The organism is Roseiconus lacunae (genome assembly GCF_008312935.1).
Taxonomy (GTDB): domain Bacteria; phylum Planctomycetota; class Planctomycetia; order Pirellulales; family Pirellulaceae; genus Stieleria; species Stieleria lacunae.
Genome location: NZ_VSZO01000010.1, coordinates 12,251 through 26,700 on the forward strand (window position 1 = coordinate 12,251; position 14,450 = coordinate 26,700).

General features: G+C 54.9%; 7 protein-coding genes. 3 read left to right on the forward strand and 4 right to left on the reverse strand.

Going from position 1 to position 14,450, the window contains the following annotated elements; genetic code table 11:
• Positions 1-107: 107 nt before the first annotated feature.
• Positions 108-5,939: a choice-of-anchor Q domain-containing protein gene (locus FYC48_RS14220; protein WP_149497395.1), complete on the forward strand. Its 5,832-nt coding sequence runs from the start codon at positions 108-110 to the stop codon at positions 5,937-5,939.
• Positions 5,940-6,039: 100 nt separating this feature from the next.
• Complete coding sequence (locus FYC48_RS14225) at positions 6,040-6,618, forward strand: class I SAM-dependent methyltransferase (protein WP_149497396.1); 579 nt, start codon at positions 6,040-6,042, stop codon at positions 6,616-6,618.
• A gap of 32 nt (positions 6,619-6,650) precedes the next feature.
• On the opposite strand, the gene FYC48_RS14230 is transcribed toward FYC48_RS14225, so the two are convergent.
• The 3 genes from FYC48_RS14230 to FYC48_RS14240 all read right to left on the reverse strand — a co-directional run bounded on the left by FYC48_RS14230 (position 6,651) and on the right by FYC48_RS14240 (position 10,779).
• Positions 6,651-7,628, reverse strand: a complete 978-nt coding sequence (locus FYC48_RS14230) for an HAD family hydrolase (protein WP_235034255.1) — start codon at positions 7,626-7,628, stop codon at positions 6,651-6,653.
• 84 nt (positions 7,629-7,712) lie between these two features.
• Positions 7,713-9,314 (reverse strand): arylsulfatase, encoded by a 1,602-nt coding sequence (locus tag FYC48_RS14235; RefSeq protein WP_230627712.1) that lies wholly within the window; start codon positions 9,312-9,314, stop codon positions 7,713-7,715.
• Positions 9,315-9,426: 112 nt separating this feature from the next.
• Positions 9,427-10,779: a carbohydrate porin gene (locus FYC48_RS14240; RefSeq protein ID WP_235034256.1), complete on the reverse strand. Its 1,353-nt coding sequence runs from the start codon at positions 10,777-10,779 to the stop codon at positions 9,427-9,429.
• Between the two features lie 806 nt (positions 10,780-11,585).
• On the opposite strand from FYC48_RS14240, the gene FYC48_RS14245 reads away from it, so the two are divergent.
• The gene (locus FYC48_RS14245) at positions 11,586-12,542 is read left to right on the forward strand and encodes a hypothetical protein (protein WP_149497398.1); all 957 of its coding nucleotides are present in this window, start codon (positions 11,586-11,588) and stop codon (positions 12,540-12,542) included.
• Positions 12,543-12,972: 430 nt separating this feature from the next.
• Here the strand turns inward: FYC48_RS14245 and FYC48_RS14250 are convergent, their stop codons facing one another.
• Positions 12,973-14,406: a DcaP family trimeric outer membrane transporter gene (locus FYC48_RS14250; RefSeq protein WP_149497399.1), complete on the reverse strand. Its 1,434-nt coding sequence runs from the start codon at positions 14,404-14,406 to the stop codon at positions 12,973-12,975.
• Positions 14,407-14,450 lie beyond the last annotated feature (44 nt).

Sequence of the window (14,450 nt, forward strand, 5' to 3'; positions counted from 1 at the left end):
CCTTGCCCCTCAGGATCACCAGAACTGAACGCCCCCATCCGATTGATCACGGCGCACCCCGTGCAGTGGGCTGGCGAAATCAATTGTAACTCGAATTCAAACCTAACATGACCAAGCAGTTGCCCAACTCACCTTCCTCACGCTCTCGATACTCCGCTCGCCTCAAAAACCTCGCCACTAGAAGAAAACGTCGGCCGCGACGTTCGGCTCGGCGACAACCGTATTTGGAAGGACTTGAAAAACGACATCTGCTTGCCGCGATCACCGTTGATACGCTCACCGACACCGTCGATGCCTCCGATGGTGTCACCAGCCTGCGGGAAGCGATCCTACAATCCAATAGCAACGGGGAAGACGACACGATCAACCTGCCGTCCGGAACGTTGACGCTATCCGTTGCCGGCAGCGGTGAGAACATGGGGGCGACCGGCGACCTAGATGTGACGGAAACAAACTCACTGACAATTATTGGGTCGGAAAATACGGTGATCGATGCCGCTGGCTTAGCAGACCGCGTGTTCGATTTTCATGCGGGAAGTCAGGTCAGCCTTAGCGGATTGACGATCCGTGGTGGGGTCGCATCGGACGCCGGAGGAATGATGGCAAGTGACGTCGGTGACGGCGGTGCGATCTACAACGCAGGGTCATTACAAATCGACCAAGTTACTTTGACAAACAATGCCGCGGCCGGTGCGTCAGGCAGCGGCGGAGCGGTGATGAACACAGGTGTCTTCGTCGCGGCAAATTCTTCCATTGTTGCTAACGTTGCTAATCGAGCTGGTGGGGGAATCGAAGACGCTTCCAATCAATCAGTTGTTCTGACGAACGTCGCCTTGGACAACAACAACGCAGGTGTCGGTCCGGCAGCAACCGCGGCACCCGGTAACGGGGGTGGTTTGCATGTCACCGGAAGTGCAAGTGTGACGATCAGCGGTGGTACGGTTTCCGGAAACGTCGCCGCTTCCGAAGGCGGAGGACTTTGGAATTCAAGTTCCGGAACGATGATCGTCGACGGCACTCAAATCGAAGGCAACGAAGCGGCGACCGGGGGCGGTGTCTTTAACGACAGCGGTTCGGGAACCCCAGTGCGAGTCTTTACAACCGACTTAGTTGCGCTCAATGATTCAGGTATCTCCGGAAACGGGACGGTCACCGTCGATCAATCATCGCCGATGAACCCGACAATCACGGTCTCCATTGATGCCACCGGGCTCGTTCCCAATCAGCCGCACATTCAACATATTCACGGGCGATTCATTTCAGACCTTGATGATTCTGGTACCGTTCCGGGGCCTTTCGTAGGGCAAGGTGGATCGGCGATCGATTCTCGAATTCCGAGCGATGAAGATGATCTAAACGGCGACGGATTTATCACCGTCGGCGAAGGACTGGCGGCCTATGGCAACGTCCTGCTGAATCTTTCTGACCCGCAAACGACGGCGCCCCCCGAAGGTGAATCGCCGTTGGCAAGTTTTGATCTGGCTAGCTTTCCAACTGCCCCAGACGGAACCATCGACTTCGAGATGACCTATTCGTTCGACCTGCGTGATCCGAATGAACTGCGTCAGTTCAATAACCTATTACCGATGTCGCTTCGTGAAATCGTCCTCCATGGCGTCAACACCGACATCGATGTCGACGGCGATGGCTCACCTGATGGCTATCGGGTCACCGGGCCGGCAGCGGCCGGACAACTCGTTCCGGTTGGTGGCAGCCTAACTATCAATAACTCGGTGATTGCGGAGAACCAAGCGGTTGGAAATGGTGGCGGTCTTCTTAACGAAAGCGGCATGCTAACGATTTCGCAAAGCACGATTCGTGAAAACGTCAGCGGCGGAGACCAGGCTGGCACAGGCGGCGGGGGCTTGGCGAATCTAGCTGGTACGGTTCACCTAAGCGATACCGACCTGATCGCAAACACCGCCACCGCCGGACTTGGAAATGGCGGCGGCATCCTCAATAACGATGGCGGTACTCTCGTCGTGCGTGGAGGAAATATCTCATCGAACGAGGCCGCCCGTGCCGGTGGCGGTGTTGAGAACGCCGGTGTTGCGAGCTTTGAATCGGTTCGTTTCGAAGACAATCAAACCGGTATCAACGGCGGTGCGTTCCACACGTCGGGTCCGTGGGATGCAACCTTTGTCAACTCTACCGTTGTCTCCAACACTGCGGGTGCCGAAGGCGGCGGGCTTTGGAACAGTGCGTCGGGCACATTGGTTGTTGCCGGTTCCGAAGTATCGGGCAACATCGCCAACGGGGACGACGCAGACCAAGGTGGCGGCGGCGTTTTTAATGACGGCGGTCAAGTGATCATCGGCACAAGTCTGATCGATGGCAATACGGCGACCGGCGCTAGCGGATCCGGGGGTGGGATCTTAAATCTTGGTGGCATGCTCACCGTCTCGAACACCACAATTAGCTCCAACACGGCCAACCGTGCCGGTGGCGGAATTGAATCAACCGACGCGAGCGAAACAGAACTTGTTGACTCGACGCTTCGACTCAATGTCGCAGGACCAGCTGGAACCGCAGCACCAGGAAACGGCGGGGGTTTTCACATTAGTGGTGCCGGAAACGCATCAATCATTGGCGGAACCGTTGCTGAAAACGCCGCCGCCGCAGAAGGCGGCGGCTTGTGGAACGGATCCGGGGTAATGACGGTCGAGGGTACAACCTTTGAACTCAACACCGTCACTGGGATGGCAGATGATAACGGAGGCGGTGCGCTGTTCAACAACGGCGGCACGCTTCGAGTAACCGATGTGACGGTCATGAATAATTCGGCGACTGGGACGCGGGGCGGCGGTGGCGGGATCATGAACGTTGCCGAGGGAACATTGGAAGTTGCCGGAAGCACCTTCACCTCCAATGTTGCGGCCGGAACCGAAACGGGCGATGGCGGTGGTGGAATCCTCAGTACTGACGGCGTCGTCACGGTCTCCGATTCCAACTTCACCAACAACACAGCGCTCGGCACCGCAGGCAGCGGTGGGGCAATCCTCGCCCGTACTGGAGAACTCAACATTGTCGGCTCGACGATCGAAGGCAATCAAGCGAGTCGCGCCGGCGGCGGAATCGAAATCGGATCCGTCAAACTATTGCTCGACGACGTTACCCTCGGCGGCACAAGCAGCGAAGACGGAAACTCGGTCGCGGGAAGCTCAGCGAATCCGGGTAATGGTGGCGGACTACACGTCACGTTTGATTCGGATGTCATTATCAGCGGTGGGCTAATCGCCAACAACGCTGCCGTCGAAGGTGGTGGTCTTTGGAATTCAGCGACGGGAACGATGTCTGTCGACGGAACGACGATCGATGCCAATGTTGCCACCGGTGATGCAGCCGACAATGGTGGCGGCGGCGTATTCAACGACGGAGGCGAATTGATGATCATCAACTCGATGATTACTAACAATATCGCTAACGGAACGAGCGGGTCCGGTGGAGGCATCCTAAACCTCGGCGGGTCGATGGAGGTCAAATCATCAACAATCGGTGGCAACACGGCAAACCGCGCCGGCGGTGGTATTGAAGTCACCGCGAACAGCTCAACAACGCTTGCTGATATCATCCTCGGCAGTGACGGCAACGGGATCGTTGGCAATTCCGTACGAGAGAATGCGGCACCAGGCAACGGCGGCGGCTTACACATCAGTGGCAATGGTGTCGTAACCATCCATCAAAGTAGCGTTTCAGACAACGCCGCGATCGAAGGCGGCGGACTTTGGAATTCACCGTCGGGCACGTTGACGGTGTCTGATACGTCGATCATTAATAATAGTGCCGTTCGCGGCGGTGGACTTTTCAGCGAAGTTTCTACGACCGGCGTCACGACCGTTGTGCAGTCGACTTTCACTGACAATATCGCGGACGGAGACGAAGCGACCGATGGTGGTGGCGGAATCCATAACCTTGGTTTGATGAGCGTCACGGGATCGAGCCTGACCGGGAACACTGCCTTGGGGACGTCAGGCAGCGGCGGTGGAGTAGCCAACGCTGGGACGCTTTCGATCACAGCATCGGATATCTCTGCCAATACTGCCAATCGCGCCGGCGGCGGGATTGAAACGCTCGACGGATCGGTCACATCACTGATCGATACCGACTTGACGGAAAACGTTGCAGGCCCCGGAGCGATGGCCGCACCTGGGAATGGCGGCGGTCTACACATCAGCGGCGCCGGGAATGTCTCGATCATCGGAGGCAACATCAGCGACAATCAGGCCGCTCGCGAAGGAGGTGGCCTCTGGAATGGCTCGGGCGTGATGACAGTGATCGGATCAGTCATCTCGGGTAACATTGCCAGTGGTGACGGAGCCGACGATGGCGGCGGTGGACTGTTCAACAATGGTGGTATGCTTTCGATCGTCGATGCGATCGTCAGTGACAATGTCGCGGACGGAACGAGCGGTTCCGGCGGGGGAATTTTGAACCTCGGCGGCATCGTACTAACAAACGACACGATCTTCGAAGGGAACATCGCGAACCGGGCTGGCGGTGCGATCGAAGTCACGGCGGGATCGGAGACGGAGATTCGAAATTCGACTCTATCAGGCAATGTCGCTGGCCCGAGCGGAAGCGCCGCGCCGGGCAACGGTGGTGCGTTGCATATCTCCGGCGACGGACGCGTCTCGTTCAGTCATTCATATGCATTACTCAACCGTGCCGCCAACGAAGGTGGAGGTCTCTGGAATAGCGGGTCCGGATCATTACAGGTCGATGCTTCAACACTGAGTCAAAACGACTCCCCACAAGGAGGCGGCCTGTTCAGTGATTCCGGATCTGGAATCACAACGGTAACGAACTCTACCATCGCCGCAAACAATGCTTCCGATGCCGGCGGCGGAATTCGAGTCGAAGGCGGACACGTCAATCTCACGAGCGTCACCATCGCACACAATGACGCGATGACCGGCGGTGGAGTCTCGGTCGCATCCGGTGGTAGCCTGACCGCAACGAACACGCTTATCGCCGAAAACTCCGCTGACAACGCCCCCGATGCGTCCGGCGTTTTGACGAGCGAGGGTTGGAACTTGGTCGGTGATTCGTCTGGTGCGTCCCTGTCACCGGAGCCGACCGATCGGATCAATGTCGACGCGATGCTCGGCATGTTAGCCGAAAACGGTGGGGCAACACCGACGATTGCTCTGCTTGAAGGTAGCGCCGCGCTGTCAGCCGGGAACAGTGCCGGATTGACCATTGATCAACGTGGAGAAGCACGTCCACAAGGAAACGGGGTCGACATCGGTGCTTTCGAATCTGCCCTGATGGGTGATGGTGGGTTCAACGGTGGCGGTGAAACGCAAATCATTATCCCTGATCGCTTACTTGGGCCTTTGACGATTCCGGGGAACAATGTACCGACAGCAATCATCTTTCAAGCCGAAGTCGATGCGACCATCACCGTGCGCGCGATCGGATCAGTTAGCCTTGCCGAAACAGTGACGATTCGAAATGGCAGCCTGCAGCAAGTCAGTACGATGACCAGAGGGACGGCCACGGCGGACATCGAAGAGGACGGCCTGTACGCAATCATCTTCGAGCCGCAATCGATGGATCGCCTGTTTGTGATCCAGTCCAACCGAGGTAACAACTCAGTCGCCTTGTCGGTGGCAACGAATATCATTTCGCAAACCGACACCGATGCCAGTGGGCAGACAACCCCGTCGGACGCCCTCAGGGTGATCAACGCGTTGGCAATGCAGGGTGAAGGTGAATTCGCGGCGTCAAGACCGTTCCTGGATGTCAACCGCGATGGACAGGTTTCGCCATTAGATGCTTTGGCGGTTATCAATCAACTTGCGTTTCAACAGGCCGGTTCCAACGACAGCTTAGCGGAGTCCTCGACACGTAGCGCCGCGATTGATTCGGTGATGCAACAAGGGCTTGATGAAGACGACGACTCTGCCATCGATTCGCTCGCCAACGTCTTGTTCTAATCTGCGATCACGCCTTCGCTATTTCCCTTTGGCGGACCACATGTCAACGCAGACATTTCCGGGGATTAGAAATTGACCCGGAAATGAGGCGAAACTCAACGTGAAGATACGGCAAAGCGGAATGCCAGAGGAGTCAATGTGGCGCGAGTTCTTCGAACCACAAACCACACTCACACGTCTCGGACTCAACCGTCAATGTGTCGACGTCGCCGAGTTTGGTTGTGGCTACGGAACATTTACTATTCCCGCGGCACGAATTATCAGTGGGCGGGTAAAAGCGTTCGACATCGACCCGATAATGATTGAAGCAACCCGATCGAAAACCATGGCAGTAGGCATCGACAACGTCGACGTCAAGCTCTGTGATTTCGTTGGCAACGGCACCGGACTGGCGGATGAGAGTATCGATTATGTAATGCTATTCAACATCCTCCATGGCGAAGATCCGCATGAGCTTCTAGACGAAGCCCACCGAATCCTCCGTCCCAACGGCATCGCCGGAATTCTGCACTGGAATTATGATCCGGCGACGCCACGTGGGCCGGACATGATGATTCGGCCCAAACCAGAACAATGCCGTGCCTGGGCGATCGAATCGCAATTCCATACGGACGCATTGTCACCGATCATCATCCCGCCATATCACTACGGGTGGATGATGAAAAAACCGAAACGATAACAACAGAGTATCTCGCCCGCCTAATCGATCGGTTATGGATAGATCTTTGCCCAATCGTTTTTCATATTGATAACGTGCCAACCACGTTCGGGGGCCGCGTCGAGTGCCCGATCAAGCTTCCCGACCGCCGAATCGCGATCGTATGCCCACTCACGTTGTGCATCGGTATGGTGAACTACTAGACCGAACCGAGGCCCTTGACCACTGGTGGTCCATTCGAGCATTTGGAAATCGCCATCAGAATTGCCGGCAGCGAAAATCGGACGGCGACCGATATGGCTTTGAATTCCAACCGGCTTGCCAACCTTGTCATCGATCAGATCGACTTCGGGGAGCTTGACCAAAACGGGCACACCGTCGCGTACCTCGTACTTCATCTTCAGGCTGCTACCGACAACTTGCTCGGGCGGAATACCATAGGTGTTCTCTGCCCAAGGGCGCATGAACTCAATCCCGCCACCGGAAACAATAAACGTTTTAAAGCCGTTGTCGCGCAAGTATTCGAGCAGCTCGAGCATTGGCTGATAAACCATTTCGTTGAAGCGTTTCCCCGTGGTGGGATGCTTTGTCGATTCCAACCAATCGCCAACCGTCGTGGAAAATTGCTCGATCGTCATTCCCGCATGCGTCGCTGCGATCAGTTGCATCAACCCCTTTTCACCCGACGCTGCCACTGCCTTCAGATCATCTTTCAAAACCGACGCGAATGGCTCCTGCGTTTTCCATTCCGGATGATCCACCGCCAGAGTTTTGACTCGATCGATTGCAAAGAGGAGTTGAAAGTAGACCGGTTTCTCGCTCCATAGACATCCATCATTGTCGAACGTTGCGATTCGCTCTGGTTGGGAAACAAAGTCGGGTGAATTCGGGTCGGTCACCTTCGTCACGAACGCGATGATTTCTTGCTTCACTCGTGAATCATTCCACGAAGGCAGCGGATCGTCGGCTTTGACGTTGACAACGCTGAGGACGAAAAATACAGGAGCAAGAAAAAGCAAATGGCGTTTCACTTGAGGTTCGACCGTTGATTGAGATTTCGTAGAGCAAAAAAAAGCGGGCACCGCAATCACGATGCCCGCCCTCGAATCTGACAGTTACTTGCCGCCCACCGTCATGCTTTTAATCTGAGCTTCTAACGTCGAGAGGCTCCAGTCACCAGGTGTTTGACTTGGCGGGAAATCTTTTAGTGTCATCAGGAACTTACTCGCGACGACCTGCATTGGCCCCAGGATGTAGGCACGATCGATAAACCAATCATGATACGTGTTCGAGTTGTGCTGTGACTTCTCAAACGGATCTCGTCGCAAATTGAACACAAGCGGCATACGAAGTTTGACGAACGGTTCTCGCCAAATCTGAAGTTGCTCCGCCCGGTTTTCAAGGTAAATCGCCTTCCAATCGCCGACGCGAACCGCACAAACTTCGCCGCCATCGGTGACGTAGATGAACTCTTTACGCGGACAGGCTTGCTGATCTTCAAGGATGGTTTTGAAGGACCCTGCTTTGCTGAAGTAGTCGAGCATGTCGTAGCCGTCGATGTAATTCTTGTACTGACGACCATTGAGTTCGACGCCTTTTCGCAGCTGGTCCTTGATATCGGGCGCGCCGGCTGCGGCTGCGAACGTTGGCAACCAATCCTCGTGCGATACGATGCCGTTGGAAACGACGCCGGCGGGAAACTTCTTCGGCCAACGGACGAACGCCGGGACCCGGAAAGCGCCTTCCCAATTGGAGTTTTTCTCGTTCCGGAATGGAGTCGTGCCTGCATCCGGCCAAGTGTTGTAGTGTGGCCCGTTGTCGGTCGAGTAGAGGACGATGGTGTTCTCAGCCAATCCCATTTCATCAAGCAACTTGAGCAGTTCGCCGACATGCATGTCGTGCTCGGCCATGCCGTCGTGGTACTCATTTGAGTTCTTACCGGCAAGGTTTTTGTGCTCTTCTTTCACATGCGTACGGAAGTGCATTCGTGTGGCGTTCCACCAGCACATCCATGGCCCCCCACCTTCGTTCTTTCGCTTGATGAAGTCTTTGGCTGCGGCCAACGTTTCCTCATCAATCGTTTCCATCCGCTTCTTTGTCAAAGCACCGGTGTCTTCGATGGTTTGACCACCTTTGCCATCCGCTTTGCTCTTGATAACGCCCCGAGGACCGAACTGCTCGCGAAACGTTTTCCCGTTTGCCAACACCATGTCGCCGGGGTAATCGCGGTTCTCGGGTTCTTCTTCGGCGTTGAGGTGATAGAGATTCCCCATGAACTCATCAAAGCCGTGCATGGTGGGGAGGTGTTCATCACGGTCGCCTTGGTGGTTCTTTCCGAACTGACCGGTCGCGTAGCCTTGAGCTTTCAAGACAGTCGCAAACGTTACATCAGACTTTTGCCATCCCTGTTCGGCACCCGGCATTCCGACCTTTGTCATTCCCGTTCGCACGGGAACGTTGCCGCCCAGGAACGCGGCGCGACCCGCGGTGCAACTCTGTTGACCGTAATAATCGGTAAACGAGATACCTTCCTTTGCGATACGATCGATGTTGGGCGTTCGGTACCCCATCATGCCACGGTTGTTGTGGCTGATGTTCCACGTCCCAATGTCGTCGCCCCAGATAACCAAAATGTTCGGTTTTTCTTGAGCCGAAGCGAGACTAGAAATCGCCATCGCCAGAACGGCGGTGAGCGCACACAAACGTTTCAAAACCATTGATTGCGTCCCAAGGATGCGAGTTGCCAAAGTAATCGAAAGACTTCTGTCTCATTACTCTAGCAACCAACTACGCAAGTGGTTGTGTGCGGCTCGTTAAACTTAGGGGTTTTTAAAACTGCACGTTCATACGCACACCCAATAAATAGACATCATCAAGATTCTGACGTGCTTGATCAATCCATTGAAAGTCGGGGGTGACTGAAATTGACCTCGTTATCTGTGAACGATAGTACATCTCCACCCCCTGACTGTCATCAATCGGACCTGCGACGGCTGCCAGGATCGGACCAACCTCATCACTCGTTCCGCTGTAGTAGTAGCCGACACCAAAGGAATCGCCTTCGCGAACGGGACTTGCGCCCCCTAAACCGACGCTTAACAGATAGTTGATAGGATTAGCCGAGTCGTCGGCTAGCCCGGCTCTCGCGAAGAAGCCCCAGTGACGATCCGAGTGACACGGATCGACCCACAACGCTTGGTCCATGTTCCAATACAGTGACCATGACCCGTCTGCCTGCGTGATGGGAATGTTTGGAAGAATCACACGTGGATCTTGCCCCAGCGAAACATAGTCGCGGCTACTCCATGTCCCCGCGAATAACTGGTGTCCAGGCTTGCCTCCGAATCGAGTCGGAAATCGCAACTCGGTTGAGAGCGCGACGCCATCAGCAAATAGCTCGTCGAATCCGTCGGAGTTGGCCGTGTCCGTTGGGTTCATGACCAAAAAATTCAGCAGGGGCTCGCCGTCAGAAACGATGACAAACCCGCATCCCAATGACGCGTAGGGAATCGTTCGCAGAGCGATCGGGTTCGCGATGAATGCGACGTTGGAGAATTGAGTGATTCCTCGACCACTCGCATAGGCATTCGCATCTCCATCAAGCGTGTCTAGCTTTCCCGCGTAAATCCCAAAGCTTTCAGACAAAAACTGGGTGAAAAGCACGTTGGTTAAGTAGAGATCGCGGCTATCGGCAACCGGTAGCTCTGTCGCGAGTGTGGGTGGGAGCAACACACCAGCGGCTTCACCAATTGATTCACCGAATCGATGTTCGGCTCGGATCTTGACGAACAGTCCTTCCTGGATGCCCATCTTTCCGAGGTCAATATTGGCAACATAGTCGCCGTGGCCTCCGTAGCGACCGGTCTGCTCTCTCCCGCCACTGACGGTGCCGAAATAGTATTGTGTTAGGTTGTTCGACAACGTGATCCCATTGTCGGCGAGGCCAGCTTTTAACGAACCGTACCATCCCAAATCCTGACACCCGAAAGCGTCGCAGCCAGACGCATCACAACCATGCTGGTTACAAGATACCGCCGCGCCGTCACATAACGGTGAATCACCCCAGCCGGCACAATCGATTGATTGAGCCAAAGCGGACGAGCACGCACCGATAAGTGAAAGCGATCCGAGCAAAGCAATCATCGCAGCAGCTTGCCTCGCCAACACCAACTTGCAAGTCATTTCCCGGCCTCGTTTTCGATCCGTGTAAATGGCGTACGACTCCCTCATAACGCTCGGTTCCAGTTGCTGGTGTGGTAAAGGTTATGCAAAACACGCACGCTTGATTGGAAAAACGCGTTAGTCACCGTTCCAACTCGGTTCCAGGTTTAGCCACATGGCGTTCGCCACGGTTTCGGTGCAATAACCAGGGCTACGGCCCGCCGGCTGATGACTCCATCCCGTTTTTTCAAAGGGGACTAGGCACTAGTCTTCGTCGACAACTCAGCCCCCCCGGTCAAGCCCTTGGCGGAATGAACCTTCCAGTCATCGGAGTACCGTCATCAATGTGCGGATTTGGCTGGTTGTAGGAGAGTTGACTAGATGAGAGACCGTGAAACGATTCGATTTGCGATCGATTACGCGCGTTTGCAGCTGATGGCCATACTTTCGGTCCCTACCTCTCGGCCTTTTACGATATCGCCGTGGCGCCGATCCACCTATCGATCGGCTACGGGGTCGTTCGCCGACATTCCCAAGGGCCCATCGCCCCGCCCCGGCGATTTGGTTCTCTCCGTCAATTCTCCACCGAAGAAACGACACGACTTCGCCTGAAATCCAGACCGACAAGAAAGACTGATTTATACTGTTGCCTCGCTCCAATAGGAGTTCCGGGTGTAATTCATCAGTCGACGGGCGTCAGCCGATTGTCAGCTGACTGAATTGTTTAATATGAATTTCACAAGTGTGAATTTGCCCGGCCCCGTCGTCAAATAGACGTCCAACTTGAACCACTGACCTTACCCATTGCCCATAGCATAGGCGACATCATGAACCGTCACTTCGCTTGTTTTTCATTCATCGGCTCGCTCTGCATCGCAATGGCGACCTCAGCCGATGCGAAGCCAAGAACTTGGTCTAGCCTGAACGGCGAGGTTACCCTGGAAGGAGAAATGATCGCATCGAATGACTCCACGGTGATCCTGAAACGCAAACGATCGGGGCGACTGGTGGCCGTCGAATTGGCAGAACTATCGGCCAAGGATCGCGCATTCGTAAGCGCGGCGACGACCGACGCATCCGCGGACGAGAATGCTCAGCAAAGTCCGATGCATACGTGGACGTCACGTGATGGATTAAAACTGAAAGCGAGCATCGTCGCCTACGGAAAAAAGAATTACACGCTTGGCAAAACCCGTGGCGTGGTCACGATCAACGGCAAAGCATTCTCGGCGATGGATCCGCTTCATCAAGCCGTCGCATTGAAAGTGTTGTCAAAACTTGAGAACCAAACGTTCAATGATGAAACTGATTTAAAACGTTTTGTAAGCTTGCTCGCTGGGAAGCCTCGAACCTATCCGCTTGAGGGCGTCCTAATGGAACTCGCTTCGGGCGACCAAATCGCCGTTCCGTTTTTTATGTTCAGTGACCAAGACCTCGAAGTTTTAAAAACGGGCTGGGAAAGTTGGCAGCAAGCAGAATCGTCAGCGCAAGATCGCGAAAACTTGATGCTGCGATCCGAAGCGATGGACTATCAGCAATCGATGACTCAATCGAATGAACAACAAGCCGACTACCAGCGGATGGAAATGTTAAAGCTAAACATGCTCGCTGCTCGGACCGGCCTGACTTCCATTTGGGAAGTTCAAATGAAACCCAACCCCGGAGTTTATGGTCGGCCATTCAGCGTCATGGTTCCCGCCGACAATAGCAAGATTGCAACACAAATGGTCCTGCCAAACTATCCGGGCTACTCTTTGATCGGAGTTCGAAAGGCAAGTCGGTAACGTAGTACAACTTGACTTGGGCCAAGCGATTCAGTTGTTCGCAACGGCTAACGAGCTATCGACGTTTCATCAACTGACGTCGATCGTGTTGTCAGCCAACTGATGCATGCCAACCTGTGAGCCGCAGGTCCCGCATTTGCCTCCTATTTGCTACAGAGGCCCGAGGCACGCTTAGTCTTGATCAAATGTTTGGGAGCATTTAATCAGCCAGCGTGCATATGCCTCGATTTTTGCTCGAGATCCGTGACTAACGCCATTCGGCTAGTCCTCATTTAAGATGTCAACGGAGCACCAGCGTTGTCGGCTCTTGGGTCTCGCCACGCACTCTGACGCCCTGGATTCGTGGAACGAACGGCGACTTTTACTCAATCGACCAACCGCCGATGACTGCTCGTGCAACCCAAGCCAGATTTCGGACTTGGACGCGGCGCTAAGGAAGATAGAAACCAAACGACATTTGCAATCGGTGAGCATCCGCTTGCTGGCGATTGTGATTCTCACGCAAACCGTAGAGATACTCCAGTCCGCCAAACAATCGTTGGTATGGCGAGTAGATCAGGTTCACAGCCAAATAGTCGGTACGGCGCAGGTTTGTCGCTTCTTGGCCCGGTAAATCTTCCAGGGTGAGTTGGCTGAACGTCATGTTGCTGGTAAGGCAATCTGTCCACGAGTGCTTGCAGCCGATCATCCATCCGAACATTGGCAAAATTGCCGCCGAATTCGGACCGGTCGAGACAACGTCGGGAGACCCCCGGTAGCTTCCGATCCCTTCTCCAACGGTCAACTGAGAATACACACGGGTGCATTCGGTCAGATGGACGGATCCGGTCAAATTGACGCCCCAACCGGTCCCGGTCAGTACCGGTTGCCCTGCCGGTTGAAAACCAATCTTTCGGACAAGGAATGCTGCTTGAGTTTCCGCAAACTCGCCATCAAAGCGAAGGTGGCTGATGATATCGGGAGACTCTGTCCTTCCTTGTCCCGCGAGGTTAACCGGAATATCAATATCGATCGTCGGGTCTTCCACCGAAACGGCCCATTTCCAATCACTGTCGCCAAGCGGTTGTGTGAAACGCATCAACCCTTGCCGACGGTTCACGTTCGATACGGCCCCTTCGAAATCGAGCGTCTGCGGGACGGCCGATGAATCGGTGAACGTTGTCCAAGTCTGTCCCACCGTAAAACGCCCCAGTGTGCCATAGGCATGACGCAGCCGGAGCGAACCATTTTCCCCGTCATTGCCGCCGAAAAAATCCGATTCAATGTAAGCCCGCGCTACCTCACGATTCACTCGCCAGCGGGTGTCAAAACTTAAACGCGACTGCTTCGCATGAAACCTGGCGTTCTCATAGTCTGCGGCACCGATTGGAATCTGCGTGGTATCAAATGAGTCTTCGCTATCGATGGGATCAAAGTCCGTGATGAAGTCGGCCTTGATAAATCCCCCGATCTTCAGTGCGGCGTTTTCACCGAGAATGACGATCCCGCCGGAAAAATCCGGGAACGAAGTAAAGTTATTGTCCGCTTGGTTAAGAGAGTTTCCGTCGAACGCTTCGGTTCGAAATCCGGCAGCACTCGTCGAAGCCGTGTTCGGCTGAAGCAATGCGTCAAGATCAATCGGTGCCTGTTCGACCGATGGCTCAATCACCTGAGGCAAGGCCGAAGTCTCAACACCAGGCCCCATGGTATCTGCGGCCAGACCCGCCTTGCCGGCTTGCGATTGGTCGCCGCTCAACAGCCCCGCAATGCTATCCTGCCCAACCGAAGGGCCACACCAACAGTTCACGATCGCAGCCAACAAAAGCGACCGGACGATGGACGTTTGTCGTACCATCCGAGAGACCGCTTGAGCAATCGTTTCCATACCGACAGGTAAGTTTCGTGGAGCCAAATGTCCCGATCATCGGA